Origin of the sequence: Shimia sagamensis (assembly GCF_900182745.1) — a bacterium.
Taxonomy (GTDB): domain Bacteria; phylum Pseudomonadota; class Alphaproteobacteria; order Rhodobacterales; family Rhodobacteraceae; genus Shimia; species Shimia sagamensis.
Genome location: NZ_FXTY01000007.1, coordinates 112,601 through 135,893 on the forward strand (window position 1 = coordinate 112,601; position 23,293 = coordinate 135,893).

Here is a 23,293-nt window from a genome sequence, read left to right on the forward strand (position 1 = left end):
AACGCTCTGATAAGGTTGGCGCAACGACCAAAAATGGCGACGACATGAGCAGCACTCCAAAAATCGAAGATGACATGCGCGAGAAAATCATCTCGCAACCCGATGTAATTCTGGAAGACCGCGACCTGATGCGCGCCTTGATTGCCGCCAATGAGAAAACCATGGGCGGCAACATCGTGGACTTGCGCGGCATCGCCATGGAGCGGCTGGAATCGCGTCTGGATCGCCTGGAAGACACCCATCGCAGCGTGATCGCGGCAGCCTATGACAATCTTGCCGGCACCAATCAAGTGCACCGTGCGATCCTGCGAATGCTTGACCCTGTTGAATTTGAAGGCTTTCTGCGCGATTTGGGCGGTGAAGTGGCCGATATTTTGCGCGTGGACGCGGTGCGACTGGTTCTGGAAACCGAGGCGGAAACCGATGGCGACGCCAATATCGCGCGGTTGGGAGATGTTTTGTCGACGGCGGCTCCTGGATTTGTGGAAGACTATCTGACCGGTGGACGTAATATACCACAGCGGCAGGTGACGTTGCGCCAAATGCAGGGTGGGGGTTCGGTGGTCTACGGTGACGACGCCGATTGGATCCGCTCTGAAGCCTGTTTGAAATTGGATTTTGGCTCCGGGCGGTTGCCAGGGCTTCTGGTGATGGGCGCAGAAGATCCACATCAGTTCACGCCACAGCAAGGCACTGATCTGTTGACGTTTTTTGCTGGTGTATTTGAGCGTGCCATGCGCCGCTGGCTGGCGTGATAAGCGCTGCGGCCAGTGACGCGGTTGCGCGGTTTCTGGCCCACAAATCGGCGTTGCAGGCAATCTCTGAGAACACCGTTACAGCTTATCAGACTGACCTGATTGAATTTCTGACCTTTATGACACTGCACAAAGGGGAGCCGCAGGGGTTGGCGCCTTTGATGGAGCTGGGTGTGCCGGACATGCGCAGCTGGATGGCGAGTGCTCGATCCGGCGGCATTGCGCCACGGTCGTTGGCGCGTAAGCTCTCGTCCGTAAAGAGTTTTTACCGCTGGCTGGCCGACAAAGAGGGCTGTGATCCGACGGCTGTTCTGGCCACACGCGCGCCGAAATTTCAGGCCAAACTGCCACGTCCTTTGAGTGAAGATGCCGCCAAGGATGTGATTGAAACCGTGGAGTTTCAATCACAGGAAGACTGGGTTGGCGCGCGGGATATCGCCGTGGTTACAATGCTTTATGGATGTGGGTTGCGCATCTCTGAGGCGCTTGGCCTTACCGGTGCGGATGTGCCGTTGCCCAATGCGCTGCGCATTGTTGGGAAAGGTGGCAAAGAGCGTGTGGTGCCGGTGATCGATGCGGCACGCGATGCGGTGGCGCGGTATATTCGTCTTTGCCCTCATACACTTAGCGAAGACCTTCCCTTGTTTCGCGGGGTGCGTGGGCGAGCGCTTAACCCACGTCAGGTACAAAAGGTGATGCAGCAGACACGGCAGCAATTGGGCCTGCCTGCGAGTGCAACGCCACATGCGATGCGACACAGCTTTGCCACACATTTGTTAAGCGCTGGCGGGGACTTACGGGCGATCCAAGAGCTTTTGGGCCATGCGTCATTGTCCACCACACAGGCTTATACGCAGGTCGATGCGGCGCGGTTGATGGAAGTCTACAACAAGACCCATCCGAAGGCGTGAGTTAACCTCTCTATTTTGGCGCAAAATTCATGTCGGTATCTTGTCAGTATCACGACTGTTTTGCGGAGGTGCGTTTTGTTGCGTGCAAAGGTTAAGTCTGCGGGCGTTGCGTACCAGTCGGGATCACCTCGTAGCCAGGTTCCTCGGGTTCATCATCGACCATCTCCGGCGGGAAGCCGGGGGCGAGGACGGAGAGGCCTGTGGCCTCTTCCAGGCGTTTGATGATGTTGGGGCTGAGCTCGCGCGCGCCAAAGCGGGCGATGGCGTCGTCAAACATCGAGATCATCAGCGGATTAAGCTCAAGTGGCACCCCTGCCCTGTCGGCGACCTCCTGAAAGAGACCGATGTCCTTTTTGACCAGATCCATAGTGAAGGAGATGTCACGCGAGCCATTGAGAATGACCTGACTTTCGGTTTCGTGGCTGAAGGAGTTGCCGGAGCTGATGCGGATCGCCTCGTAAGCGGTGTTGAGATCCATGCCTGCCGCGGCACAGGTGGTGAGCGCTTCGGCGGAGGCCACGAGATGCGCAGTGGCGAGGTAGTTGGTGACCACCTTGAGCACAGAGGCGGAGCCAAGTGGGCCGGTGTGCAGGATGCGGCGGCCCATGGTGGTCAACAGCGGCAGGATGCGCTCAAAAGTGTCGCGATCACAGCCTGCGAAGATCGCGATATTGCCGGTGTCAGCACGGTGGCAGCCGCCAGACACAGGGCAATCCACCGCCGCGCCGCCGCGTGCGATCACCAGCGCGCCGAGGCGTTTGGCTTCTGCTTCATCCGTGGTGGACATCTCCATCCAGATTTTACCGGCTGTGACCTCGGGCAGCATCTCTTGCATGACTGCATCGGAGGCGGCGGGAGATGGCAGGCAGGTGATGACGGCATCACAGAGGCGCATCATTTCTGCGGGACCGGAGACAGGCTTGGCCCCTGCCGCGGTTTTCTCCGCCACCAGATCGGGGTTGAGGTCATGCACGTAAAGGTCTTTGCCGTTGCGCAGCAGGCTGCCGGAGAGTTTGCCGCCGACATTGCCCAATCCGATGAAGCCGATTTTCATGAGGCCTTACTCCCAGTTGTTGCGTTCAGACTGCGCAGCGTGTGGTGCACGGGCAGGTCTGATACCGACAAGCAGGGGACGTTTTTAGGAGTTGAGCAGTATTCCCGGCGCGGTGGTCGCGAGTTTCGCGCCAGAGAGCTGCGCCATGTGCCATGCCAAAGCAAGGTTGCTGCCAAACACCGGTTTGTCGAGGTCAGCTTCCAGACTGTCGATCACATTTAGGGTTTGCAGGTTGGTGCAACTAAGGAAGACCGCATCGACGTTTTGATGACCAACTTGCAGCGCGGCGGCTTTTACAGAAGCGCCATCAATGCGGGCGACGTTTTCTTCGCCGGCTTCGCCAAAAGACACCAGATGTGGCACGGCAATGCCTGCGGCCTCAAACGCCTGTTTGACGGGAAGAGAAACGCTTTCGACATAAGGCGTGACCATGCCAAGGCGGGTGATGTCCAAGGCTTTGCAGGCAGCGATTGACGCGGTGAGAGGATCGGTTACGGCGGGAGTTTGCACGCCTTGTTTGACGAGATTTGCAACTTTCTCGGCACCAATCATGGTGGTGCCGGAGGTGCAGCCATAGCCGACAACGTCGAAGCGGGCTGCAGGCGGGAAAAGGGATGCGCTGGCAGGCAGGGTTTTGGACATTTCCAGCAGCGTGTCCTGGGTGACTTCGGGGTCAGAAGGCACGCGGCTGGTATAGATGGAGAGATCGTCGGACGGGAAGAGACGGCGGAAGTCTTGCTCCAGTGTTTCGTCGAACTTGAGCACGATGAGGCCAAGGGTGGTTAAACCAGAAGCCGGGGTGCCGAGGGTGAAAGGAACAGTTTCCATAAGCGTTACCTCAGAATGGGCAGGGTCGCTGCGGCGCGGGTGGACAGGAGTTCCGGGCCGTTGTCGCGCAGGACGATGTTTTCTTCGTGCACCTGAAACAGGCCGGGGGCGATTTCGACGCCGGGCTCCAGGGTGAGCACCATGCCCGCGCGAAGCTCTGTGTGGTCATATGGTGTGAAACTCGGCCATTCGGTGAGCGTGACGCCAAGACCGTGGCCAAGACGGCCGCCGCCGGGCGTCGCACCTTGCTTGGTCAGGCTATCCACAAACATGGCGTGCACATCACTGGCTTTGTGGCCGGGACGCAGGGTGGCAAGCACGTGATCGGTGGCTTGATAGAGCTGATCGTAGGCGCGTTTGGCGGCGTCGTCAGCACGAGTGATGGCGAAGTTGCGGTCAAAGTCACAGAAGTAGCCGTCCAGCACCGCGCCAGTGTCGAGCATGAGGACGTCGCCAGCAGTGAGGCGTTCATCACCTGCCGGAGAGATCACATCGCCGTAGCCGCCCTGCCCGGCGCCGCCTGCGGTGTAGCTGACCCAATCGGCGCCCTCCTCTAAGAGAATACGCTGAAAGTCCCGGAAGACTTGACCGTGAGTGGTGTTTTCAGAGGCGTATTCAGTGATGCGGGAGAAGGCGCGGTCTGCAATGGCGCAGGCGGCGCGGATTTTGGCGACTTCGCCATCGGATTTGATTTCCCGGGTGCGTTGCACGGTGTTGGTGGCGTCGACGAAGCGGCGCGGGGCGAGGTTTTGTGTGAGCTGGTGGTAATCTGCAAGCGGCATGCGCAGGTGAGTTTCGAGGCCCATGGGCAGGCCGATGGTGCCGGTCTCCGGCACGAGGTCAGCCAGGGTTTGAGAGAGCAGGCTAAGGCCATCGTCGCCGGGAAAAGGCGCGTCCCAGGTGCGGATGTCGGTCAGCCAGGTTTTGGACATCAGGTCCGCGCCGATGGAAGGGATCACCGCGATCGGGTCGCCCTGCACCGGGATGATGACAAACCATGGGCGGGCGGGGCTTTCCCAGAAGCGGGTGAGGAAGCCCGTGGTGTAGAAGATGTCTGCCTGTGAGGTCAGCAACAGCGCGGTTTCGCCTGCCTCTGCCATGGCAGCTTGCAGGCGGGTGATGCGGGTGCGGAACTCCTCGGATGGGAAGCCACGGTCAGGCATCTTCGGGACCTTCGGAGACAAAACACAAAACGCGGGCGTCGGCGGGCAGATCAGGGCGTTTGAGGAGAGCGGCGGCGACACCGGCTACGCCGGAGGGCGTGCTGGCGATGCCTTGGGACTTGAGGGTTTCCACCGTGTCATACGCCTCCTGCTCGGAGATGGTGACAAAGCTGTCAGCATCCATCGCAAGCCCGTTGAGCGCCACCATGGAGGCCGTTTTGCAATCCAGCCGCCCCATGTCGGACACAGGTCCAGTGGTGTCGACCAATTGGCCTGCGCGGATCGACTCAATCAGCGCCGGGGCGGCTTCGGGTTCCACCACGGTGATATGTGGCGCGTCGCCCCAAGTGGCACGTGCAAAGGCCGCGACGGCTGCGGCGAGGCCTCCAACGCCAGCTTGCAGGAAAATGTGGGTTGGTGTGTCTGGGAGTTGCGCGGCGGCCTCTGAGGCCATTTGCAAATAGCCCTCCATGACGCGGTAGCCGCTGTCTTCATAACCGTTCCATGTGCTGTCAGAGAGCAAGGTCCAGCCGTTGTCTTGCGCGGCGTTTTGCGCGGCGACCATGCTGGCCTCGTAGTCATCCCCGGCCCAAGCCACCGTGGCCCCTTGGGCTTCCAAGCGTTTGCCAAAGGCTTGCGGGACGGTGTGGGACAGGTAGATCACGGCTTTGGCGCCGAAGATGCGCGCGCCAGCGGCGACGGACATGCCGTGGTTGCCCGCCGAAGCGGTGACATAGGTGCGGCCCGTCAAGGCTGTGGCCCAGTCGGTCGGTTCCGTGCGGGCCGCATCATAAGCGATGGCGTAGGCGGCACCGAGGGCTTTGAAGGAGCCAAGCCCCATGCGGGAGCGTTCGTCTTTGATGTGGAAGCTTTGCACGCCCAAAGTGGCGGCGAGGTCGGCCATGTCACACAGTGGCGTGTCTGCGTGGGCGGGGCATAGCGCGAGCAGCTTGGCAACGGCGGTGGCGTCGCGGCTCGGGAGGGTTTCGGATTGGCGGGTCGGCAGGCCGGTGCCGCGATGGGGGTTTTGCAGGGTTTCGGTCATGGCTCAGAGTGGCTTTCGAGTAAGGTTTTCAAACGGGAGACCTCTCCTGCCCGCATGCGGCCGTCGCGGTTTTCAAACAACGCGCGGACCTCGGAGCCTTCAAACGCCAGATCATCGCCAACATAGCCACGATGGATCAGCCGATAAGATTTGGCGGACCACTCGACGATCTCCATGCGGATGGTGAGCGCGTCACCATCTTTGAGCGGGCGGCGGTATTTGGCGTGGGTTTCCATCAGGCCCAACCCCACGGCGTCGAGTTGTTCACAGACAGCGGCGTGACCGCCATATTGCTGCAAGAAGCGCTGAAAGGTGCCGTCCATCCAACGGTAGATATTGGGGTAGTAGACAATGCCCGCCGGATCACAGTCGCCAAAGACAACATTGTGGTGGTTTTCGAAACTAAAAGGCATGGCATGAGTCCGACTGAGATTTCTTTGACGGCCAGAGTGGGCGGGGTTGCGGGGAAAGGCAATGGGCTGCGCGGGGTTGACAGGAGAGGGTTCAGACCCAAAGGCTAGCGCAAAGATGTGGGCAGAATGTTCCGAAACCTGCCTCAGGTGGGCTTTTTGCCTTCAATTCCTCAGGGAGACCCGCAAATGGCCGCAAATCTCGATGACATTGACCGTCGCCTGCTGACAGCGGTGCAGAAGAACAATCGGCTAACGGCGGATGAGCTGGGTGAGATTGCCGGTGTGTCACGCTCGGCAGTGCAGCGCCGGCTTAAGCGCTTTCGCGATGAGGGTATTGTGGAGGCGGATATCTCGGTGGTCTCGGCCAAAGCTGTGGGGCGGCCAATGACCTTTGTGGTGGAGGTTGAGATGGAGCGGGAGCGCACGGATCTGCTTGATGAATTCCGCCGCTCGATGCTCAAGCTCGATGATGTACAGCAATGCTACTACGTCACCGGACAGGCGGATTTTATTCTGGTGGTGACCGCGCCTGACATGACCGCCTATGAGGAGTTCAGCCGCCACGTGTTCAATGACAACCCAAACATTCGCCGGTTTCACAGCAATGTGGTGATTGATCGGGTGAAAGCTGGGTTACAGGTGCCGGTGTGAGCGCTGCGCCACGTCGGTAGCCACGCGCTGGACGTCAGTATCAGGGGCCAATCACAGGTGTTGGAAAGGCCTGTATCACCACAAAGGCAACAATGGCTGAGAGAATAAGGAAGAGGGCTGCAACTTTCAAATCGCCGCACCAAGAGTGCCGACGGCAGTAGGCGGTTATGTGTTTCATGTCTGTTCTCGCGTGTTGATGACACGCTACAGGTGGTAGCGCCAACAGAGACTGCATTCAGAAATCGCGACAGTGATTAGGGATGTGGTGCCAAAAGCAATTGGCACTCAAAACTAAAGTAAGCTCTCCAATGGGCTTCAGGGTGCGGGATCAATTGTGTTTGGCACCGTGTAAATCACCAAAGAGGCCACGCCATAGGCGATACCAAGAAACATGGCAGCCAGCATGATGTTTCGGCAGAAATCGTGTTTTTCACAGAATTTTTGAAAACGCCCCATAGTCGTTCCTAGTGCCAAGGTCCCGTTTGACGTCAGGCCCTCCCCAAAAAGGCGCAGAACTCACAAACCAGACAAGTTACGGGGGAACCGTGCCGGTTTTGGGTGGGAAGCGACATGGGAATGGGGGGGAAGTGATCCCCAGAACCGGAGGTTGAGGGGGACAGAATCCCTTCGCGCATGTCGCAATTCAGTGGGACAAAAATCGAAAACTCACGCCTCCAACAGTCTGCGCATCTAAATAGGCACAAGTATCAAAAGCCAATTTTCGCTGTGCGCTGCAGCCGTTTTCGTCGCGCTACACATCTAGAACTCTCCTCTTGCAGAAACCGTTGACGTTTTAGCAACCCTAAGGATATAATTCGACTTGCAAAAGATATATCTACCATACATCTTTAAGCGCAGATTTCAGTGGGCGAGGTTTGACATGAGTAAGCAAATTCAATCCTACGTTGTCGAAAACGGATGGTTTTTATGGAGCCACCGATCAGTCTAACCAGCCCTTTTTTCCACGGTGCGTATGCCGACCAATGCAATCGAAAAGCGATCGCGTAGCAACTGGCTGGCATGAGTGGCAAGCCGCACCCGGAAAATCAAAGTTTCGCGCATTTCATACAGAAAGGAGAGCGTCGGCGCTCCGCGTTTGCACTTGACCAATGCAAACACAACAGATTTCGCGCCTTTTGTATTATATTTCATATGCTTGTGTGTTTAAATCGATACTTGCCAAGGACGAGGTACCAATGTCCAAAGAACTATTAAAAGAATGGATTGAAGATGGTTGGCTCACGGGAGACCAGGCCACAATAGATAGAATACTCCCAGCGAGTTTTTCCGTCTCAGGCTTCTCGAGCGCCGAAAATTTTCCCAAATCAGATTTTTCAGAACTCGTAGACCTGTTTAGAAAAATTACCGGCCCAGGCCGGATCAATCTAACAAACTTGATTGAGAATCCCCCCTGGTTTGCCGCGAAGTTCCTCTTAACCGCACGCCCTCCTGCACAGTCAGGCAATGTAGAAATCGACGTCATGCTGTTGGCCAAGTTCGAAGATGGCGTAATGACAGAACATCACACTGCAATTGACTACTTTTCCCTGTTTTCACAACTGGGACAATTACCGCCAAACGCATTGGAGCACTGCCTTACAGGGGAACGCCTAACTTGGAGTTGATTGGAAATCGGCGGCATCTAGACAACCGTAAATCCGGAAAACGACATGAAAAACAATTGGCTTGCGAAATTCAATTTGAGAACCATTCCTTGGGCGCCGAGACTGTGGACATAGGCGCTCATGGTGCATGCATCGAAGCCAGCCTCAATGTTCACAGAGTGGTCTTTCAGAGCGAAATTCGAATAGTCCTCCCTGGGCCTGTATCTCGAAAAGCAAAAATTGTTTGGAGTTCCGGCACCCGAATGGGGTTAAATTTTGCCATTCCCCTTAGGACGTCGCAGCTTGAGGCTCTCCTCAGAAAGTGATCCTTCGCAGCCAAACCTCGAATTGAAGCAATGAAAATACAAAAAAGCCGCCCCTCTCAGGGCGGCTTCCTTGTTTCAAAGGATCTCACTCAGCCTTAGCCGATGATCGCGTTCAACGTTGTAGATGGACGCATCACTTTGGCTTTCAGCTCCACCGATGGGCGGAAGTAGCCGCCAATATCAGCCGCTGGGCCTTGGGCCGCTGCGAGCTCGGCCAGGATGGCCTCTTCGCCGTCGGCCAGAGCTTTGGCAACACCTGCGAACTCAGCTGCGAGATCGGCGTCGTCAGATTGGGCTGCCAGGGCTTCGGCCCAGTAGCGAGCGAACCAGTAGTGGCTGTCGCGGTTGTCTGGCTGACCCACTTTGCGCGATGGGCTGCGGTTGTCGTCCAGAATGCCTTGGGTGGCAGCTTCGGCTGCGACACCGAGAACACCGGCTTTGGCGTTGCCTTTGACGTCCGCGAGGAAGTTCAGACTTTCCCCAAGGGCACAGAATTCCCCCATGGAGTCCCAGCGCAGGTGGTTTTCTTCGACCAACTGCTGCACGTGCTTTGGTGCGGAACCACCAGCGCCGGTTTCAAACAACCCGCCACCTTTCATCAGCTTCACGATGGAGAGCATTTTGGCAGAGGTGCCCAGCTCGAGGATCGGGAAGAGGTCAGTCAGGTAGTCACGCAGCACGTTGCCGGTGATGGCGATGCTGTCGTTGCCGGCAGTGATGGTTTTCAGGGACTGCGCGGTGGCCTCACGAGGCGCCATGATCTGGAACAGGTCAGCTTTGCCAGCCGCTTCCAGCGCAGGGGTCACGTATTTGATCAGCTCGGCATCGTGGGCGCGGTTTGCGTCCAGCCAGAAGATCGCCTCAGAGCCGGTCAGGCGCTGACGGTCCAGTGCCAGTTCGATCCAGTTCTCGATTGGCGCCTGCTTCACGGTGCAGGAGCGCCAGATGTCGCCAGTTTCCACGTCGTGGGAGTGCAGCACGTCGCCGTTTTCCAGAACGATGCGGATGGAGCCCGCCGCTGGGGCTTCAAACGTGGTTGGGTGCGAGCCGTACTCTTCGGCTTTCTGCGCCATCAGGCCGACGTTGGCGACGGAGCCTGCGGTGGTTACGTCGAGCGCGCCGTTGGCTTTGAAGAAGTTGATGCTCTCGTCATAGATCGTGGCATAGCAGCGATCCGGGATCACACAGTTGGTGTCACCCTTGTTGCCAGCTTCGTCCCAGCCTTTGCCGCCTGCGCGGATCACAGCTGGCATGGAGGCGTCGATGATAACATCGGAGGGCACGTGCAGGTTGGTGATGCCTTTGTCGCTGTCGACCATATACATGGACGGACGGGACAGCGCGGCGATCTCTGCTTTGATGGCATCCGCGTTACCCAGCGTGTCGATGGCGGCCAGAACCGCACCCAGACCGGAGTTCGGGGAACCACCAGCGGCTGCGATGGCGTCGCCGTGGGCGTCCCATACTGGGCCAAGCCAGGCTTTTACCGCGTGGCCAAAGATGATTGGGTCGGAGACCTTCATCATGGTGGCTTTCATGTGCAGCGAGAACATGGTGCCGTCGGCTTTGGTGTCTTCGATCGCGTCTGCGAGGAAGGCGCCCAGTGCCGCGGCGGACATGAAGGTGGCGTCTGCGATGGTGCCAGCGGCCAGCGGGTAGCTGTCTTTCAGCACGGTCACGGCGCCGTCTTTGCCAACAAATTCGATCTTCGCGTCACCGGCTTGCGCCTCAGAGATGGTCGCGGATTTTTCGTTGGCGTAAAAGTCGTTGCCCGGCATGGAGCTGACTTTGGTTTTGGAAGAGCTTTCCCAGGTGCCCATAGAGTGTGGGTTGTTCTGAGCGTAGTTTTTCACGGCACGGGCGGCGCGGCGGTCAGAGTTGCCTTCGCGCAGAACCGGGTTCACAGCGGAACCTTTGATGCCATCAAAACGCGCGCGGATCGCCTTATCTTCGTCGGTCTGTGGGTCTTCAGGGTAAGACGGGATGTTGTAGCCCTGGCTTTGCAGCTCTTCGATGGCCGCGACCAACTGAGGCACAGAGGCAGAGATGTTTGGCAGCTTGATGACGTTGGCGTCCGGTGTTTTCACCAGTTCGCCCAGCGCGGCCAGCTCGTCGGACTGACGCTGATCTGCGGACAGGTTCTCCGGGAAGGTGGCAATGATGCGACCGGCAAGGGAAATGTCCGGCGTTCCAACGGTGATACCAGCGGCGGACACAAACTTGCGAATGATCGGCAGGAAGGAGGCGGAGGCCAGCTCAGGCGCTTCGTCTACAATGGTATACAATATGTCGGGCGATTTTTTATCAGCCATGTTTCTCACTACCTTTTTTGCGTCAGGGGTGTTCTGTGACTTGCGGGATCAGGTCGGGATGACCTGACAAAATCCGTGTGGTTCTCCTCCGCCCTCATGCAGACTCAAAAGCCCGCACAACAGCAGCGTGCGGGCTTCGTATAGGCCGATGGGGCGCAAAGATCAATTCTCGGTTGCCGCTTAGGCAGAGGCTTTTTGCCGCGCTGCAGCCATGTAGCTGTCGATGGCGGCAATTTGCTGCTCATTGAGGCGCAGACCCAGCTTGGAACGGCGCCAGGCCACGTCGTCGGCGGCGCGGGCGTATTCCTTAGCCATGAGCCAATCGACCTCTGCGGCGGTGAGCGTGGCGCCAAAGTCTGCGCCCAGATCAGCGGCAGATTTTGCGGCCCCGAGCATCTCCGGTGCTTCGGTGCCATAGGCGCGGATCAGGCGTTTGGCCCAGGCATCGGTCAGGAAAGGGTAATCGCGTTGTAGCTCTGCAATCTTATCGCCCACCTGATGCACTTCGAAGTCACCGCCGGGCATTGCCACACCGGCCGTCCAAGGGGCTGTCGCCTGCGGGAAGAACGGCGTGAGCTTCTCCATCGCCGCCTCAGCCAGTTTGCGGTAGGTGGTGATTTTTCCGCCAAAGATGTTGAGCACCGGTGCGCCTGCATCATCCAGCTTCAGCACATAGTCGCGCGTGGCGGCCTGGGCTGAGGATGCGCCGTCGTCATAGAGCGGGCGCACACCTGAGTAGCGCCAGACGATATCGTCCATCACAACCGGCTTTTTAAAATAGTTAGAGGCAAAATCACACAGATACTGCGCTTCCTCATCAGTACAGGTTGGGGCCACATCGGCGTGAGTGTGCTCCTGGTCGGTGGTGCCGATGAGGGTGAAGTCTTCCTGATACGGAATGGCAAAAATAATGCGGCCATCGGTGCCCTGGAAGAAATAGCAGCGGTCGTGATCAAACAGGCGTTTGGTCACAATATGGCTGCCGCGCACAAGGCGCACACCGGCGGTAGTATCCTGCTGAATCACACCACGAATAACGTCAGCGACCCAAGGCCCCCCTGCATTCACCAGAGCCTTGGCGCGGGTGATGCGGCGCACGCCGGTGTCGATGTCTTCCATCTCGATGTGCCAGAGGTTATCGCCGCGCTGGGCCGAGATCACCTTGGTGCGGGTGCGAATGGTGGCACCTCGCGCTTCGGCATCGCGGGCGTTGAGCACCACAAGACGGCTGTCTTCGACCCAGCAGTCGGAATATTCAAAAGCTTTGACAAACTTCTCCTGCAACGGTGCACCAGCATCGTCGATTTGAAGGTCCACGCTGCGGGTGCCAGGTAAGATTTTGCGCCCGCCAAGATGGTCATACATAAACAGACCCATGCGGATCAGCCAGCTTGGCCGGCGGCCTTTCATCCAAGGCATGACCACATTCAGCAGCTTGGATGTGGGTGTATCATTTTCAAAGCGCATGTCCTTGTGCATCGGCAGCACAAAGCGCATCGGCCAGCTGATGTGCGGCATCGCGCGCAACAGGGTTTCGCGTTCAATCAGAGCTTCGCGCACGAGGCGAACTTCGAAATATTCAAGGTAGCGCAGGCCGCCATGGAACAGTTTGGTTGAAGCTGACGAGGTTGCAGAGGCCAAATCACTCATTTCGGCCAGCTCCACAGAGAGCCCCCGCCCTGCCGCATCACGCGCGATGCCACAGCCATTGATGCCGCCGCCAATAACAAAAAGATCCACCGGATTTTCGGTTTGCGCTTCCATAAGAACACCTTCGAACATTTTCGCACCCTTACGAACCCAAAACGCGCATGTCGTCAAGGAAATTCCGTGTGATCGCGTGGAATTTCATTGAAAATTTGCATAACGCCTGCCACTGAAGACGGAACGCAAACGAAAAGTAACGAACATGTTGAGCAGTTTTCGCGAGAGAGAGATCCTCGATATCGCCCGCAGTGAGGGTAAAGTCACCGTGGAAGGGCTGGCCGCACATTTTGATGTGACGGTGCAGACCATTCGCCGGGACCTCAATGAAATGGCCAATGCTGGCCGGTTGGAGCGGGTACATGGCGGCGCGGTTCTGCCGTCCGGCGTACGCAACATCGCGTATGAGGAGCGGGGGCGTGTGAATGCGGATGCAAAATCTGCCATGGCAGCCCGTTGCGCGACTGAAATCCCCAATGGATCCGCGCTGTTCATCAACATCGGCACCAGTACGGAAGCCTTGGCCAGCGCGCTATTGGGGCATGACGGGTTGCTCGTGGTGACCAACAACCTCAACGTGGCGCGGATTTTGTCGGGCAATGCTCGCTGCAACGTGCTTTTGACCGGTGGACGACCGCGCGCCGAAGACGGCGGCTTGGTGGGGCCGGTCGCTGCCAGCATGGTTCGTGATTTTGCTTTCGACTATGCCATCCTTGGCTGCTCAGCAGTGTCCGCCACCGGCGTGGCTTATGATTTTGACATCGACGAAATTTCGGTGTCGCACGCAGCTTTGGCTGGGGCGCGTGAGTCCTGGCTTTTGGCAGATCACTCCAAATTTCAACGCAACGCCCCGGCGCGAATTATTGATTTTGCAGATGTCAGCCGCCTGTTCACCGATGAAATCCCAGACGAGTTGATTGAGGTTTGCACAAACAAAGGCACAGAGGTTCTGCTGGCAACCAGTTGAAGCCCGCGCCGTTTTGCGTTTTTGCCCGCTGTGCCGTTGACAAGTCCCAGCGGCTATAAGAAAGGTGGCAACGCAGGAACACCTGTTGGCCACTTGGCAATGGCCCCTTAGCTCAACTGGATAGAGCAGCTGACTTCTAATCAGCAGGTTGAGGGTTCGAGTCCTTCAGGGGTCGCCATGGCATAAGCCTTCTTGGTCGCCGGATTGCCGGATCGCCCGCAGATCACGCCAAAACATGGCAACCCTAAGACTATTCACGCAAACTTCACCCACCTTTACCGCGCATACGCTGCCAACCCGACAGTTTTGTGATATGCAGAAGTACAGTTGCAGGGGTAGAGCGCGCAGGCCCAACGTTTTGGACGGCACAGGGGACATGCAACAAAAAAGGACCGGTCAGCAGAGATAACGAGTAATGAATACCCATAACTTCTCGGTCGCGAGGCTCGAGCCAGAGCTGAAGCAACTGTACTTTTCATGGCGATCCGCGGCATCAGGCGCACCGCTACCACAACTCAAGAACATTGGGCTTCCCTTCCTGCAAGCGCCGCCCAGTATTCTGTCAATTTATGAGATTTTGCGATCCAAGGGCGGGGAGCCCATAGACTTCAAAGGACTGTACGTGCGCAGCAAACTCAACAAGACGCTGAGCAAAGCCTTTACCGGAACATGGCTCTCCGATCACATTGGCAAAGGCCCCGGATCCAAAATGTGGGGGGCTTTTGTGCAGGCCGCGACACAGCCCTTTCCGCTACAAATCACCCTGCCCTATACCGGCCCCCTCAAGTCCTATCGCAGCACGTCGGAACTCTACCTGCCGGTGTGCGGCGAAAGAGAAACTGTGGAGTATGTTATGGTAGGGGTGGTTTTGCGGCAGGCTGACTATGGTCAGGTGATCGCATTTCCATCACGGGCCAAGCCTGTTGCGCGGTCCTAAAGGCAAGGCACAAAAAGGGCGCAGCCTGTGCGCCCTCGACTTCGCTGGAGATTTTGTTTTAGCCGCCCTGGCGGACTTCTTTGATCCAAGCCACGATCAGGTTGCGGCTTTCCTGATCCATCTCAATGGCGTTGGGCGGCGGCATGGCGTGGGTGCGGCCCGCTTGCAGGTAAATCTGCTCAGCATGGCGTGCCACATCCGCTTCGGTTTCCAGAACCACGCCTTTGGGCGCCCAGTGCAAACCCTCCCAGGAAGGCTCACGAGCGTGGCACATGGAGCAGTTGCCGGTGACCGCATAGTAGGCGTCTTCAAAGCCCTCAGCAGAGGCAAACTTCTGCTCGTATGTGGTCAGCTCGCGGGCTTCTGATTGCTCATAGGTCTCCCCACCGGAGGCGGTCGAGAGCCACGCGATGGTCAGCATCAGCAGCGCGGTGATCAGCCAGGTCCACAATGGACCTTTGCCGGTTTTGTGCATGGTGTTGAAGTAATGACGGATGGTGACGCCGGTCAGGAAGATCAGGCTGGCGATGATCCAAGCATACTCGGTGGCAAAGGCCAGCGGGTAATGGCTGGACAGCATCAGGAAGACCACAGGCAACGTCAGGTAGTTGTTGTGGGTCGAACGCACCTTGGCGATTTTGCCGTATTTGGCATCCGGTGTGCGGCCGTTTTTCAGATCGTCCACAACAATGCGCTGGTTTGGCATGATCTGGAAAAACACATTCGCGGTCATGATGGTGGCGGTGAATGCCCCAAGATGCAGCAACGCGGCGCGGCCTGTGAAGATCTGATTGTAGCCCCAGGACATCACAACAAGGATGACAAACAGCAGCAGCATCAGCAGGGTTGGCTGCTCGCTGAGCTTGGATTTGCACATGAAATCATAGGCCAGCCAGCCAATGGTCAGAGAGCCGCCGGAGATCAGGATGCCTTGGAAAAGGGTTAGGTCCGCTTTGGTTGGGTCCAGCAGGAAAAGTTCGCCGCCCACCCAGTAGACAATCATCAGAAGGGCGGCACCGGAGAGCCACGTGGTGTAGCTCTGCCATTTATGCCAGGTGAGATGCTCGGGCATTTCCGCAGGTGCCACCATGAATTTCACAGTGTGATAAAAGCCGCCACCGTGTACTTCCCATTCCTCACCAAAAGCGCCCTCCGGCAGGTGTTTGGCGGGTTTCAGCATCAGATCGAGTGCGATGAAATAAAACGATGCACCAACCCACGCCATGGCGGTGATAACGTGAAGCCAGCGCACCGAGAACGCAATCCAGTCCCACAAAATAGCCATATCGTACATGGCGGTCTCCCCTAGATTCGAATTTTAACCAGTCTACGCGACAGGGTCTTTTTTCGGAATTCCCTCTAAATGCCAAGCAGTATCAAAAATTTCAGAATAATGAAAACCGGCTTTGGGACTTGGTAGCGCACAGAAAAAGGCGCGTCCGAAACCGGTACGCGCCTCTCAATAAAAGTAATCAGTCAAAAGCCTTAGCTGCCGCGATAGGTGGAATACCCAAACGGGGAGAGCAGCAGAGGCACGTGGTAGTGCGAGGCCTCCGACATGCCAAAGCGGATCGGCACGATGTCGAGGAAACGTGGCTCTTCAGGTGGCGTGCCGCAGGCGTCTAGATAGGCACCGGCATGGAAGATCAGCTCATATTCACCGATGGCGAATTCTGCAGCGGGCAGGATTTGCTCGTCGGTGCGGCCATCATCGTTGGTGACCAAGGATTTGAGTTTGGTGCGGGTTTCGCCGTCGATCCGATAGAGATCAATTTTCAGGCCCTCAGCAGGGCAGCCACGGGCGGTGTCCAGAACATGGGTGGTCAGATAGCCGGTCATGGATGTGTCTCCTGATTGTTTGTATTGGTTTTAGTCCGGTTGGGGCCTTGGAGGCAAAGCCTGTCTGAGGCGATGCACTTTCCGCTTTTTCTTGAAAAACAGACGCGATTATCTGGCATATCCAGCAATGCGCGCTACGGTGCGCGGACCGCCAGACCAAATACAAGAGAAAGACCCCGATGACTGTTTTGGAAATTTTTGTGCTGGCTTTGGCCGGATTTGGCGCTGGCGTTGTGAATACGATTGCGGGGGGCGGGACATTTTTGACATTCCCTGCGCTGGTCTGGGCCGGGGTGCCACCGGTGGCGGCCAATGCCACCAGCGCGGTGGCGGTATTCCCCGGTTATCTGGGCGGGGCGATTGGTTTTTTGTCAGAACTCAAAACCCTGTCACGCGCGCAAATGATCCGCCTGACAGTGATCACTTTGGCCGGCGGATTGGCGGGGTCGCTGTTGTTGCTGGTGTCGTCCAACGAGGTGTTTTCCTATGTGGTGCCGTTTCTGTTGATGTTTGCCACCACGGCGTTTTTGCTTGGGGCCAAGCTACAGGCCTGGGCGCAGGAAAAGGCCAAATGGTTCAAGCCGGAAGGCGCTGTGGGGCTATTTCTGGTCAGCGTTTATGGCGGGTATTTCAACGGCGGCTTGGGCATTGTGCTGCTCGCGCTGTTTGCCATGTGGGGCTGGCGCGACATTCACCTGATGAACGGGGTGAAAAACGGGCTGTCGTTTGCGCTGTCCGCCATTTCGGTGGTGACCTTTGCCATTGCAGGTCTGGTGGTCTGGCCGATGGCGGTGCTGATGATGGTGTTTGCGGTGTTGGGTGGCTACAGCGGGGCCTTTGTGGCCAAGGCCATTCCGGCTTCAGTGGTGCGCTGGATTGTGGTGGTGATCGGCTACGGCATGAGCGCAGTGTTTCTGGCGCGGTTGTTTGTCAGCTGACCCACTTGAGGCCAGCTGACAGGATTCAGTTGATCAGGCTGATTTGAGAACCGGTGCTACGGCAGGCGCGTTTACAATTGTCGCTGCGCCGTTTTTCTGTGCCACGCCTGCGACATAAGTCTCTGACACAGCGCGGTCATCGCCCAGGGTTTGCAGGATAAACAGCTCTTCCGACAAGCTTCCAGCCCGCTGCATGCGCAGGTCCATGGCGTGGGTCGCGTGGGAATCCAGCACCACCACATCCGCGTCTGATCCCACTGCCAGAGTACCAATCTTGTCAGACAGGCCCAGCACTTCGGCGTTACCACGGGTGATCCAGTCAAAGGCGCGCAGCGGGTGCAGTTTCTGCTTCTGCAGTTGCAAGATTTTGTACCCCTCATTGAGGGTTTGCAGCATCGAGTAACTGGTCCCTGCCCCGATGTCGGTGGCAATCGCGTTCTGAATGCCACGGGCGCGCAACCCGCCGTCGTCAAATAGGCCGCTGCCGAGGAAGAGGTTGGAGGTTGGGCAGAACACCGGCTTGGCCTGGGTTTCGGCCAGCACATCAATCTCGCGCGGGGTCAGGTGAATGGAGTGGCCCAGCAAGGTTTTGGGCGTCAGCAGACCGTACCCTTCATACACACCAAGATAGTCCGGCGCATCCGGGTAGAGCTCTTTGGTGAAGGCGATCTCGTCGTGGTTTTCGCTCAGGTGGGTCTGCACAAAACACTCGGGGTGCTCCGCCACCAAAGCCTGCGCCATCTGCATCTGCTCTGGCGTTGAGGTGATCGCAAAACGCGGCGTGATCGCATACTGCGCACGGCCCTTACCATGCCATTTGGCAATCATCTTTTTGCTGTCGTCGTAGCTCGACTGCGGCGTGTCGCGCAGCGTATCCGGCGCATTGCGGTCCATCATGACCTTGCCGCCAATCATGCACATGTTGCGCTTCTCAGCTTCGGCAAAATAAGCGTCCACAGACGCCGTATGTACCGAGCAGTAGGAAACAGCCGTGGTGGTGCCGTGGCTGGTCAGCAAGTCATAGAAATGCCCCGCCATTGCGGTGCTGTGCTTGGGATCTTCAAAGCGGGTCTCTTCGGGGAAGGTGTAGTTGTTCAGCCAATCGAGAAGCTGCTCGCCCCAGGAGGCAATCACCTGCACCTGCGGGAAATGCACATGGGTGTCGATGAAACCGGGCAGCAGCAAATTGGGACGGTGGTCTTTGACCGCGGCCTTGGGGGCCTGCGCAGCAATGTCTTGGTACACGCCGGTGGCTTTGATTTTGCCAGCCTCGATCAGGATCGCGCCATCCTTGATGTAGGTATAGGCGTCGGTGTCCATCTCATCCGCAGGGGCGGCGTGGAAATCCAGAAGGCGGCCCCGCAGGAGCGTTTGGGTCTCTGTGTGTGACATGGTCGGGTCCAATGTGGAGGAATAAAAAGGTGCAGGCCGCCGAAGGACATGGCTGGCCCGCACAAGGGCGTCCGGGGAAGTGGACGTTATTCAGCGGGTGCCGGGGCCTCGTCCACCACCGCGTTTTCGTTCACGAGGTCATCCTCTTTGTGAAACAGCGGGTAGATGTAGAGGAAGGCGGCCGCGATCAGGTAGCCGGAGGTCACACCGTTAAGTGCAGGCCACTGCAGGCTGGCACCATGGATGATACCAAAGGCAGACATCACGGCAGCTGCGAGGGCAAAACCACCGGCGTTGCGGAAGCGGCCATCAATGACACTGGCCACAATGGCACCCCAGATCAGACCGGTCAGGATGGCTCCTTGCGAGAGGGCCAGATGGCCTTCGAAATGCGCGCCTTGCTGCAACAGCGCGGCGGTCAGGGCGTCGTCGCCGAGGTTTGGCAGACCTGCCACACCCACGGCGCCCAGCGCACCCATCAGCGAACCCCATTTCACCATCAGGAAGGACGACACATGTGGCATCATTGCGATGGTCACCGCCGCCATGTGATCTGTCTTCACCGAATGCGCGGTGTTGGTGATCAAGCTGAGCGCGACAAACACCAGCACCGGAGCCGCGGCTGCGGTTGGGATCAGGTTGTTGAGGAAGGCCAGCAAACCAAAGAAAGCCGCCAGCGGGATCACCGCGCCAACCCCAATGATGTAGCCCGCATGTGCGCCCATGCGCTTATACGCCGGGTGGCCGATATAAGCGGTGGTTGGGAAAGGTGAGCCAAAGACCGCGCCAACCATGGTACCCACGCCATCGGTGATCTGACAGGTGGCCACAGGGTAATGGTCGCCCGCTGCTTCGGCGCTTTCCACGTTGTTCATGGTTTCGATGAAGTTGTAGATCTGCACCGGCACCAGCACCAGGAACAGCTCGGGGTTGGCAAACAGATATTGGATGCCCGCGATCAGGTCACCGAAGTAAGGCAGCGGTGGGTAGAAACCAACGCCATCCAGGCTGAGCTTGGCTTCGCCAATGCCGAAGGCCACCACGGTACCGACGATCAGTGCCAGCAGACCGGCGGGGATGTTGAATGGCAGGCGGAAGCGGCCAACCAGGCCCCAGAGGATGATGATCATCGAAGCAAAGCCGATGAACGGGTTTTCAAATACGGTCGCCAGAGGGACGGTGCCGATGAACACCAGCGCGATGCCGCAGAGCGTGCCAAGCATCCCTGCGCGTGGGGTCACACGTTTCAGCCATGGGCCAATCACCGCGCCCAGCGCCGCGACGATGCCGCCCATGAAACCAGCGCCGATACCGACCTGCCAGGCCAGCATTGGGTCATTGGTGGACCAGTAGATCGGGCCAATCACGCCAAACAGATAGACAAACATCACCGGGGTCGAGATGCCGTAGGGCAGCGCGGTCACGTCGCGGCCATGTTGGGCAGCGGCACGTTTGGCCAGGCCAACATAGACGGCGATCCCGGCAAGAATGGCCACGGCGGCGCCCGGCACGATGCGGCCATAGACAATCTCGGCAGGCATCTGAAACACAAACTGACAGACGCCAGCCAGCACCATCAGGTTGATCAGATTGTCGGTGAACAGCGCCCAAAAGGCACTAAAGTCGCTGCGATCAAACAGCTTGTAGGTATAGCTACCATCCCTCATGTGGGACCTCCATTTGCTAACCGAAGGGATGCCGCCCTCTCCTCAAGGTGGCATCTCCTGGCGTGAACTCACTGGACTGCGATATGCGGTCCAATGCCCCGAAGTTGGGGAGTTGCGGCAGGTTCAGAGGTCAGCGCCGGGGCCACTTCAACCACGCGATGCGTGGCGACCACAGCAGGCCGCATTTTGCGGCTACCGCCTGCCCAAGAAGGGCAGATTAAGGGCGCGACAGACAGGCCGTCGCGGTATTGGGTGCGTGCAGGGGACGCGAACAGATGGGCTGCGGACCGCGCGACAGCGCCGTCTTTCTGTGCCGTCATGTCCAAGTAATGCGCCATTTGGTCTCCCCTACCGCGCAAGTATCGCGCGCGTGTGCTTTGGTTTTAGCGTCTGCGACTACAAGGAAAAACGGCGCAAATCGGGAGATACTTTCAATGAAATCTTGAATAAGACGTTGCGTAAGGCTTTTGCATTGAAAGCGCAAAAAGAAGCCTCCGCAGCCAATTTGGCAACGGAGGCACGTGATTTCAAACTGTTAGAGGAAGTGTTTAAAAATCAACCTCGATGGCGATGCCTTTTTCGACCGCCAGATCGACAACAGCTGCGGCAACGGCCAAGTCCTGTAAGCCAACACCTGTGCCGTCAAACAGGGTGATCTGGTCTGCAGATGTGCGCCCCGGATTGGTGCCGTTTATCACCGCGCCTATTTCACCCACGTCACTCTCTTTGATCAGCCCTTCGGCCACGGCGTGTTGCGCTTCACCAATGGAAATTGACTGCGCCACCTCGTCGGTGAAGACAGACGCTTTGGCCAGAAGCGCGCTTTCAACTTCTTGTTTGCCTTTGGTGTCGGTGCCCATGCAAGCGATGTGCGTGCCCGGTGCCACATGATCTGCCATCAGAGACGGTGCAAAAGCAGAGGTGATGGAGATGATCACGTCAGCCTCTTTCATGCCGTCCAGCTTCACCGCTTCGAAGGGCAGGCCTGCTTCGGTGGCAACCTTCTCGATGTTGGGCAGCATCTCGGGGTGGTAGTTCCAGCCGATGACTTTCTCAAACTGGCGCTGCTCCAGAGCGGCGCGCAGTTGGAAGGTGGCTTGGTGCCCCGCGCCAATCATGCCGATGACTTTGGCGTCATCCCGCGCCAAATGTTTGATCGACACCGAAGACGCGGCGGCGGTGCGCAGCGCGGTCAACAGGTTGCCGCCCACCATGGCTTTGGCCTTGCCGGTGTCTGGGTCAAACAGGAACACGGTGGACTGATGGTTGATCAGGTCGCGTTTTTCCAAGTTGTTGGGCCAGTAACCGCCGGCCTTCAGGCCGAGCGTCAGACCTGCCTGATCAAAGCCGCCTTTGAAACCATAAAGCGCATCCTCATGGCCGATGGCTTCGCGCACCACCGGGAAGTTATAGGCATCGCGCGCGGCCATGGCAGCAAACACTTTTTCAACCGCGTCAAACGCCGCTTCGCGGGTCATAAGGTCAGCAATTTCGCGTTCAGGTACAATCAGCATGGTGGTCTCTCATCAGAAATTTGAGTGCCCGCGAGTCCATGCCGGAGGGAAAGCAGACACGCGGGCACCGATCCGGCGCCCCATGCGCCGGGAGTGGTTTTTGGTCAGGTCAGTAGGCGCGGCCGCGGGCGGACACAGGCCAAACCGTTTCAACTTTGCCGTCGCGCACGCCAACGTACCAGTCGTGCACATTTGCGGTTGGATCACAGTGGCCTGGCACCAACTTGAGCTTGTCGTTGACCTTCAGAGCGCCGGTTGGGTCCATGACCACGCCGTGCTCGTCAGAACATTTGATGTATTCCACATCATCCCGGCCAAAGATCACCGGGAGGCCGCTGTCCACAGACTGTGCTTTCAGCCCTGCATCCACGATGGCTTTGTCCGCTTTGGCGTGGCTCATGACGCTTGTCAGGATGAAGAAGGCGTTTTCCCACTCGCCTTGGTCGATGCGGTTGCCGTCCTTGTCCAGGATGCGGCCGTAGTCTGCGTCCATGAAGGCGTAGGAGCCACATTGCAGTTCGTTGTACACACCGGAGTTGCTCTCAAAATAGTAAGAGCCGGTGCCGCCGCCGGAGACCAATTCGCAAGCGATGCCTTCGGCTTTCAATCCGTCTACAGCGTCCTGCACCTGCGCAATCGCCACGTCGAGTTTGGCCTTGCGGTCTTCATAGCTGTCCATGTGCTGCATCGCGCCTTGATAGGCCTGAATGCCGGTGAACTTGAGGTTGTCCGCCGCTTCAACCGCTTTGGCGATCTCTACAACGGCCTCAGTCGTGGTCACACCACAGCGGCCCGCGCCACAATCGATTTCGACAAAAACTTCCAGCTCAGTGCCGTGCAGCACTGCCGCTGCCGACAGATCCGCCACATTGGCCACATCATCAACGCAGACAATTGTGCGGCTGCCCAGTTTCGGCAGGCGGGCCAGGCGGTCGATTTTAGCGGGATCACGGACTTGGTTGGAAACCAAAACATCCTTGATGCCACCACGAGCAAAGACTTCGGCTTCAGACACTTTCTGACAGCAGACGCCCACGGCGCCCCCGAGGCTTTCCTGTAGCTTGGCCACATCCACGGATTTGTGCATCTTGCCGTGCACGCGGTGGCGCATGCCATGGGCTTTGGCGTAGTCGCCCATCTTCTTGATGTTGCGCTCCAGCGCATCAAGATCCAGCACAAGTGCAGGGGTTTGGATGTCTGCGGCGTCCATGCCCGGCTTGGCCGGAATGTCATAGCCCACTTCATAGGTGTCGAGATTGGTCATGTCTTTCAT

General features: G+C 57.9%; 24 protein-coding genes and 1 tRNA gene. 9 read left to right on the forward strand and 16 right to left on the reverse strand.

What is annotated here, in order from left to right:
- The first annotated feature begins 44 nt into the window (after positions 1–44).
- Both QOL67_RS17185 and QOL67_RS17190 read left to right on the forward strand, forming a co-directional pair.
- Positions 45–755 carry a DUF484 family protein gene (locus QOL67_RS17185; RefSeq protein ID WP_283427216.1) on the forward strand — a complete coding sequence of 237 codons (711 nt, stop codon included), beginning with the start codon at positions 45–47 and terminating at the stop codon, positions 753–755.
- Positions 752–1,666, forward strand: coding sequence for a tyrosine recombinase XerC (locus tag QOL67_RS17190; protein WP_283427217.1), 915 nt, complete (start codon positions 752–754; stop codon positions 1,664–1,666). Before QOL67_RS17185 ends, QOL67_RS17190 begins: the two co-directional genes overlap by 4 nt.
- Positions 1,667–1,757: 91 nt before the next feature.
- Here QOL67_RS17190 and QOL67_RS17195 read toward each other — a convergent pair whose 3' ends face one another.
- The 5 genes from QOL67_RS17195 to QOL67_RS17215 form a co-directional block, all read right to left on the reverse strand.
- Entirely contained in the window at positions 1,758–2,720 is a 963-nt protein-coding gene (locus QOL67_RS17195) for an NAD(P)-dependent oxidoreductase (protein WP_283427218.1), read from the reverse strand.
- 84 nt (positions 2,721–2,804) lie between these two features.
- A complete protein-coding gene (locus QOL67_RS17200; protein ID WP_283427219.1) occupies positions 2,805–3,548 on the reverse strand; it encodes a maleate cis-trans isomerase family protein in 744 nt (247 codons plus the stop codon).
- Between the two features lie 5 nt (positions 3,549–3,553).
- Positions 3,554–4,711: a M24 family metallopeptidase gene (locus tag QOL67_RS17205; RefSeq protein WP_283427220.1), complete on the reverse strand. Its 1,158-nt coding sequence runs from the start codon at positions 4,709–4,711 to the stop codon at positions 3,554–3,556.
- On the reverse strand, positions 4,704–5,756 hold the full coding sequence (locus tag QOL67_RS17210; RefSeq protein WP_283427221.1) for a pyridoxal-phosphate dependent enzyme: 1,053 nt from the start codon (positions 5,754–5,756) through the stop codon (positions 4,704–4,706). Before QOL67_RS17210 ends, QOL67_RS17205 begins: the two co-directional genes overlap by 8 nt.
- Positions 5,753–6,169, reverse strand: a complete 417-nt coding sequence (locus tag QOL67_RS17215) for an acyl-CoA thioesterase (RefSeq protein WP_283427222.1) — start codon at positions 6,167–6,169, stop codon at positions 5,753–5,755. Before QOL67_RS17215 ends, QOL67_RS17210 begins: the two co-directional genes overlap by 4 nt.
- A gap of 186 nt (positions 6,170–6,355) precedes the next feature.
- Between QOL67_RS17215 and QOL67_RS17220 the strand changes: the two genes are divergently transcribed.
- On the forward strand, positions 6,356–6,820 hold the full coding sequence (locus tag QOL67_RS17220) for an Lrp/AsnC family transcriptional regulator (protein WP_283427223.1): 465 nt from the start codon (positions 6,356–6,358) through the stop codon (positions 6,818–6,820).
- Positions 6,821–6,860: 40 nt separating this feature from the next.
- Here QOL67_RS17220 and QOL67_RS17225 read toward each other — a convergent pair whose 3' ends face one another.
- Together QOL67_RS17225 and QOL67_RS17230 are read right to left on the reverse strand one after the other, a co-directional pair.
- Positions 6,861–6,998 (reverse strand): hypothetical protein, encoded by a 138-nt coding sequence (locus tag QOL67_RS17225; protein WP_283427224.1) that lies wholly within the window; start codon positions 6,996–6,998, stop codon positions 6,861–6,863.
- A gap of 137 nt (positions 6,999–7,135) precedes the next feature.
- On the reverse strand, positions 7,136–7,276 hold the full coding sequence (locus tag QOL67_RS17230; RefSeq protein WP_283427225.1) for a hypothetical protein: 141 nt from the start codon (positions 7,274–7,276) through the stop codon (positions 7,136–7,138).
- A 740-nt stretch (positions 7,277–8,016) separates the two neighbouring features.
- Here QOL67_RS17230 and QOL67_RS17235 point away from each other — a divergent pair.
- Together QOL67_RS17235 and QOL67_RS22090 are read left to right on the forward strand one after the other, a co-directional pair.
- A complete protein-coding gene (locus tag QOL67_RS17235) occupies positions 8,017–8,445 on the forward strand; it encodes a hypothetical protein (protein ID WP_283427226.1) in 429 nt (142 codons plus the stop codon).
- Complete coding sequence (locus tag QOL67_RS22090; RefSeq protein WP_430458964.1) at positions 8,442–8,750, forward strand: PilZ domain-containing protein; 309 nt, start codon at positions 8,442–8,444, stop codon at positions 8,748–8,750. The genes QOL67_RS17235 and QOL67_RS22090 overlap by 4 nt, the downstream gene beginning before the upstream one ends.
- 95 nt (positions 8,751–8,845) lie before the next feature.
- Here the strand turns inward: QOL67_RS22090 and QOL67_RS17240 are convergent, their stop codons facing one another.
- Both QOL67_RS17240 and glpD read right to left on the reverse strand, forming a co-directional pair.
- Complete coding sequence (locus QOL67_RS17240) at positions 8,846–11,062, reverse strand: NADP-dependent isocitrate dehydrogenase (RefSeq protein ID WP_283427227.1); 2,217 nt, start codon at positions 11,060–11,062, stop codon at positions 8,846–8,848.
- 180 nt (positions 11,063–11,242) lie between these two features.
- Complete coding sequence (gene glpD / locus QOL67_RS17245; RefSeq protein WP_283427228.1) at positions 11,243–12,844, reverse strand: glycerol-3-phosphate dehydrogenase; 1,602 nt, start codon at positions 12,842–12,844, stop codon at positions 11,243–11,245.
- Positions 12,845–12,971: 127 nt separating this feature from the next.
- Between glpD and QOL67_RS17250 the strand changes: the two genes are divergently transcribed.
- The 3 genes from QOL67_RS17250 to QOL67_RS17260 all read left to right on the forward strand — a co-directional run bounded on the left by QOL67_RS17250 (position 12,972) and on the right by QOL67_RS17260 (position 14,670).
- Positions 12,972–13,733, forward strand: a complete 762-nt coding sequence (locus tag QOL67_RS17250) for a DeoR/GlpR family DNA-binding transcription regulator (RefSeq protein WP_283427229.1) — start codon at positions 12,972–12,974, stop codon at positions 13,731–13,733.
- 101 nt (positions 13,734–13,834) lie between these two features.
- Positions 13,835–13,911: transfer RNA gene (locus QOL67_RS17255), tRNA-Arg, on the forward strand.
- A 444-nt stretch (positions 13,912–14,355) separates the two neighbouring features.
- Positions 14,356–14,670, forward strand: coding sequence for a hypothetical protein (locus tag QOL67_RS17260; RefSeq protein WP_283427230.1), 315 nt, complete (start codon positions 14,356–14,358; stop codon positions 14,668–14,670).
- A gap of 58 nt (positions 14,671–14,728) precedes the next feature.
- Here the strand turns inward: QOL67_RS17260 and QOL67_RS17265 are convergent, their stop codons facing one another.
- Both QOL67_RS17265 and uraH read right to left on the reverse strand, forming a co-directional pair.
- Positions 14,729–15,964 carry a urate hydroxylase PuuD gene (locus QOL67_RS17265; RefSeq protein ID WP_283427231.1) on the reverse strand — a complete coding sequence of 412 codons (1,236 nt, stop codon included), beginning with the start codon at positions 15,962–15,964 and terminating at the stop codon, positions 14,729–14,731.
- Positions 15,965–16,155: 191 nt separating this feature from the next.
- Positions 16,156–16,509, reverse strand: coding sequence for a hydroxyisourate hydrolase (gene uraH / locus QOL67_RS17270; protein WP_283427232.1), 354 nt, complete (start codon positions 16,507–16,509; stop codon positions 16,156–16,158).
- Positions 16,510–16,688: 179 nt separating this feature from the next.
- On the opposite strand from uraH, the gene QOL67_RS17275 reads away from it, so the two are divergent.
- Positions 16,689–17,447 carry a sulfite exporter TauE/SafE family protein gene (locus QOL67_RS17275; RefSeq protein ID WP_283427233.1) on the forward strand — a complete coding sequence of 253 codons (759 nt, stop codon included), beginning with the start codon at positions 16,689–16,691 and terminating at the stop codon, positions 17,445–17,447.
- A gap of 33 nt (positions 17,448–17,480) precedes the next feature.
- On the opposite strand, the gene guaD is transcribed toward QOL67_RS17275, so the two are convergent.
- The 5 genes from guaD to bhcC all read right to left on the reverse strand — a co-directional run bounded on the left by guaD (position 17,481) and on the right by bhcC (position 23,293).
- On the reverse strand, positions 17,481–18,839 hold the full coding sequence (guaD, locus tag QOL67_RS17280; protein ID WP_283427234.1) for a guanine deaminase: 1,359 nt from the start codon (positions 18,837–18,839) through the stop codon (positions 17,481–17,483).
- Between the two features lie 86 nt (positions 18,840–18,925).
- Positions 18,926–20,506 (reverse strand): xanthine/uracil/vitamin C permease, encoded by a 1,581-nt coding sequence (locus QOL67_RS17285; protein WP_283427235.1) that lies wholly within the window; start codon positions 20,504–20,506, stop codon positions 18,926–18,928.
- A 68-nt stretch (positions 20,507–20,574) separates the two neighbouring features.
- Positions 20,575–20,844 (reverse strand): hypothetical protein, encoded by a 270-nt coding sequence (locus QOL67_RS17290; RefSeq protein WP_283427236.1) that lies wholly within the window; start codon positions 20,842–20,844, stop codon positions 20,575–20,577.
- 210 nt (positions 20,845–21,054) lie between these two features.
- A complete protein-coding gene (gene bhcD / locus QOL67_RS17295) occupies positions 21,055–22,020 on the reverse strand; it encodes an iminosuccinate reductase BhcD (protein WP_283427237.1) in 966 nt (321 codons plus the stop codon).
- Positions 22,021–22,129: 109 nt separating this feature from the next.
- Positions 22,130–23,293, reverse strand: a complete 1,164-nt coding sequence (bhcC, locus tag QOL67_RS17300) for a 3-hydroxy-D-aspartate aldolase BhcC (RefSeq protein WP_283427238.1) — start codon at positions 23,291–23,293, stop codon at positions 22,130–22,132.

Excerpts from the sequence above, each read along its gene's own strand:
- QOL67_RS17185 (WP_283427216.1), top strand. The coding sequence starts at position 45 with ATGAGCAGCACTCCAAAAATCGAAGATGACATGCGCGAGAAAATCATC.
- QOL67_RS17195 (WP_283427218.1), bottom strand. The coding sequence starts at position 2,720 with ATGAAAATCGGCTTCATCGGATTGGGCAATGTCGGCGGCAAACTCTCC.
- QOL67_RS17200 (WP_283427219.1), bottom strand. The coding sequence starts at position 3,548 with ATGGAAACTGTTCCTTTCACCCTCGGCACCCCGGCTTCTGGTTTAACC.
- QOL67_RS17205 (WP_283427220.1), bottom strand. The coding sequence starts at position 4,711 with ATGCCTGACCGTGGCTTCCCATCCGAGGAGTTCCGCACCCGCATCACC.
- QOL67_RS17210 (WP_283427221.1), bottom strand. The coding sequence starts at position 5,756 with ATGACCGAAACCCTGCAAAACCCCCATCGCGGCACCGGCCTGCCGACC.
- QOL67_RS17215 (WP_283427222.1), bottom strand. The coding sequence starts at position 6,169 with ATGCCTTTTAGTTTCGAAAACCACCACAATGTTGTCTTTGGCGACTGT.
- QOL67_RS17220 (WP_283427223.1), top strand. The coding sequence starts at position 6,356 with ATGGCCGCAAATCTCGATGACATTGACCGTCGCCTGCTGACAGCGGTG.
- QOL67_RS17225 (WP_283427224.1), bottom strand. The coding sequence starts at position 6,998 with ATGAAACACATAACCGCCTACTGCCGTCGGCACTCTTGGTGCGGCGAT.
- QOL67_RS17230 (WP_283427225.1), bottom strand. The coding sequence starts at position 7,276 with ATGGGGCGTTTTCAAAAATTCTGTGAAAAACACGATTTCTGCCGAAAC.
- QOL67_RS17235 (WP_283427226.1), top strand. The coding sequence starts at position 8,017 with ATGTCCAAAGAACTATTAAAAGAATGGATTGAAGATGGTTGGCTCACG.
- QOL67_RS17240 (WP_283427227.1), bottom strand. The coding sequence starts at position 11,062 with ATGGCTGATAAAAAATCGCCCGACATATTGTATACCATTGTAGACGAA.
- glpD (WP_283427228.1), bottom strand. The coding sequence starts at position 12,844 with ATGTTCGAAGGTGTTCTTATGGAAGCGCAAACCGAAAATCCGGTGGAT.
- QOL67_RS17250 (WP_283427229.1), top strand. The coding sequence starts at position 12,972 with ATGTTGAGCAGTTTTCGCGAGAGAGAGATCCTCGATATCGCCCGCAGT.
- QOL67_RS17265 (WP_283427231.1), bottom strand. The coding sequence starts at position 15,964 with ATGTACGATATGGCTATTTTGTGGGACTGGATTGCGTTCTCGGTGCGC.
- uraH (WP_283427232.1), bottom strand. The coding sequence starts at position 16,509 with ATGACCGGCTATCTGACCACCCATGTTCTGGACACCGCCCGTGGCTGC.
- QOL67_RS17275 (WP_283427233.1), top strand. The coding sequence starts at position 16,689 with ATGACTGTTTTGGAAATTTTTGTGCTGGCTTTGGCCGGATTTGGCGCT.
- guaD (WP_283427234.1), bottom strand. The coding sequence starts at position 18,839 with ATGTCACACACAGAGACCCAAACGCTCCTGCGGGGCCGCCTTCTGGAT.
- QOL67_RS17285 (WP_283427235.1), bottom strand. The coding sequence starts at position 20,506 with ATGAGGGATGGTAGCTATACCTACAAGCTGTTTGATCGCAGCGACTTT.
- QOL67_RS17290 (WP_283427236.1), bottom strand. The coding sequence starts at position 20,844 with ATGGCGCATTACTTGGACATGACGGCACAGAAAGACGGCGCTGTCGCG.
- bhcD (WP_283427237.1), bottom strand. The coding sequence starts at position 22,020 with ATGCTGATTGTACCTGAACGCGAAATTGCTGACCTTATGACCCGCGAA.
- bhcC (WP_283427238.1), bottom strand. The coding sequence starts at position 23,293 with ATGAAAGACATGACCAATCTCGACACCTATGAAGTGGGCTATGACATT.